This is a genomic window from Streptomyces sp. NPDC057654, from assembly GCF_042800135.1.
In the GTDB taxonomy this organism is placed as follows: domain Bacteria; phylum Actinomycetota; class Actinomycetes; order Streptomycetales; family Streptomycetaceae; genus Streptomyces.
This window is the reverse complement of the sequence record NZ_JBHVHQ010001062.1, coordinates 1-2622: the sequence shown is the minus strand read 5'-3', so window position 1 is coordinate 2622 and position 2622 is coordinate 1. Positions and strand designations below refer to the sequence as shown.

Genomic DNA, 2622 nt, shown 5'->3' with positions numbered 1-2622 from the left:
TGTGGGCGGGGCGGGGGGGGGGGGGCTCCGCGGGGGGGGGGGTGCTCCGCTGCTCCGCCGGCGGGGGTCCGGGGGAGCCGGGCGGGGGTTCGGGGCCCCGGCGCCCGCGCCGCCGGGCGGCCGTTGGCCGGGTCAGGAGGTACCCGGGCAGTACTGCTGCTGCTTGCCGATCACCCGGTACACGCAGTCGGCGCTCTCCAGGAGTTGCAGCACCGCGTCGCGGTTGCGGGCCGTCTCCCGGCCGATCACCTCGTCCGGCGGGTAGAAGCCGCCGCCCGAGCCACTGGAGTTCGGGTACATCTCGAAGGTGTAGCCGAAGATCTTCTGGTTCCCCCACAGCCAGTCGTCGATGGACCCGTCGGTGATGTACAGGTCGCTGGACTGCTCCGGCGTGTAGCCGTTGCTGGCGGCCATGGACTTGCCGAGCGTCGCGAAGGCGTCCCGGTCGTCCTGGGTCATGCCGGGCGCGGTGTCGTTGTAGGTGTAGCCGTAGGGCCAGAGCACCAGTTCGCTGTAGGTGTGGAAGTCGATGGCGGCCTTGATCTGCTGCTTGCCGCCGACGACGCGGCTGCGTACGAAGTCCGCCACGACCTTGACCTCGGGCCCCGACTCGGGGGCGGTGCCGCGGTACGTCTCGGAGCCCGTACTGCCCGAGGAGCCGCCGCAGCAGCCCCACTTGAAGTTCCAGTTGCGGTTGAGGTCGGTGCCGCGCGACGTGCCGGAGTTGGGCTGGCGGTTCTTGCGCCAGCTGCGGTACGAGCCGGTGGCGATGTCGTACTCGCCGCCGTCCGGGTTCACGTCGGGCACGATCCAGATCTCGCGGCTGTCGACGAGCTTGGTGACGCGCGGGTCGTTCCCGTACTTGGAGCCGAACTCGTTGATCAGGTAGAGCGCCATCTCCACGGTGAGGTGTTCGCGTGCGTGCTGGTGGTGGGTGAAGAGCACCTCGGGCTCGGCCTCGTCCGTGCCGACGTTGTCGCTGATCTTCACGGCGATGATGTCGCGGCCCTCATAGGACTTGCCGATGACCTTCTTCGCCATGATGCCGGGGTACTTGCCGAGATCGGCGTTGATCTCCGCCGCCGCCTCGGCGTAGTTGTGGTAATTCGAGTCCTTCGGCGGGAAGTCGAAGGGACGCGGGCGCTCGCCGCCCGTACGGTCCGGGGGCGCGGTCAGTTCCTTCACCCGGTAGCCGAGTCCGCGTACGCGCTCGGCCTGGGCGGCGGAGGCGGTGATGGTGACGGAGTGCTCGCGCACCGCGTCGATCGCGGCGCCGGTGGCGGCGATGGCCGTGCGCTGCGCGGGCGTCGCCGGGCCGGTGACCTCGTAGGAGTGCGTGGCTTCGGCGGACGGGGAGGCCGGCCGGTCGGGCGTCGCGCCGGTCGCGGTGGGCGCGGCGAGGGCGACGGCGAGCAGGGCGGCGCAGGCTCCGGCCCAACGGCCGCGTGATCGGAGTCTCATGAGGGGTCTCCTGGGAGCTCTCCTGGGTGTGGGTGCCGACAGATTCGAGCGGTGTCATGAACTGGTCAAGGGTGCGCGTAGAGAGGAAACAGGCCAACTTCCCCGGCACTTCTGTCGACCCGATTGCCGGGCGGTCCCCCCGCCCTCAACAATGCACACGTCAAAAACGGAAGAACTTATGTACGGAGGGGACCCCCCATGAAGAAGCCTCTCGTCGGTGCGCTCGCGACGCTCCTCCTGACCGGAGCGACGCTCGCCTCCACCGGCGCGGCCTCGGCCCAGCCCGTTGCCCCCGAGGTGAAGGCCAAGGCCAAGGCCGCCGCCCAAGCGGCCCCGGTCGCCGCCAAGGCCAAGGCCGTCAACTTCGCCGGCACCGTCGCGCTCAGCAACTGCTCCGGATCGCTGGTGCGGCTGCCCAACTCGCAGGACAACGATCCCGGCCTCATCCTGACCAACGGCCACTGCCTGGAGACCGGAATGCCCGGCGCGGGCGAGGTGATCGTGGACAAGCCGTCCAGCCGTACCTTCAGTCTTCTCAACGCCTCCGCCGGCAAGGTCGCCACGCTCAAGGCCACCAAGGTCTCGTACGCGACGATGACCGACACCGACGTCACGCTCTACGAACTGAACACCACCTACGCCAAGATCAAGCAGCAGTACAAGATCGACGCCCTGAAGCTCAACGCCGACCACCCCGTCAAGGGCGCCTCCATCGCGGTCGTCTCCGGTTACTGGAAGAAGACCTATTCCTGCAACACGGACGGCTTCGCCTACCGGCTCCGCGAGGGCGACTGGACCTGGAAGGACTCGCTCCGCTACACCTCCGCCTGCCAGGTCATAGGCGGCACGTCGGGCTCGCCCGTCGTGGACACCGCCACCGGCCATGTCGTCGCCGTCAACAACACGACCAACGAGGACGGCCAGCGCTGCACGCTGAACAACCCGTGCGAGGTCGACGAGAACGGCAAGGTGACGGTCCGCAAGGGCATCGGCTACGCCCAGGAGACCTACATCCTCGCCAAGTGCATCGGCACCGGGAACAAGGTCGACCTCGGCCTGCCGGGCTGCTCCCTCCCCAAGCCCGCCGCCGAGCGGGCGGGCCGGCACTGACGTAGAACCTGTGGGGCGTCCCCGGACCGGTGTGCAGGCACGGTCCGGGGA

At 69.2% G+C, this 2622-nt stretch carries 2 protein-coding genes; one reads left to right on the top strand and one right to left on the bottom strand.

The genetic code is table 11. The features are described from left to right. Positions 1-132: 132 nt before the first annotated feature. Positions 133-1461: a M14 family metallopeptidase gene (locus ACFU99_RS40380; RefSeq protein WP_384402781.1), complete on the bottom strand. Its 1329-nt coding sequence runs from the start codon at positions 1459-1461 to the stop codon at positions 133-135. A 198-nt stretch (positions 1462-1659) separates the two neighbouring features. Here ACFU99_RS40380 and ACFU99_RS40375 point away from each other — a divergent pair, with 198 nt between their 5' ends. Continuing rightward, complete coding sequence (locus tag ACFU99_RS40375) at positions 1660-2571, top strand: serine protease (protein ID WP_384402778.1); 912 nt, start codon at positions 1660-1662, stop codon at positions 2569-2571. The last annotated feature ends 51 nt before the right edge of the window (positions 2572-2622 follow it).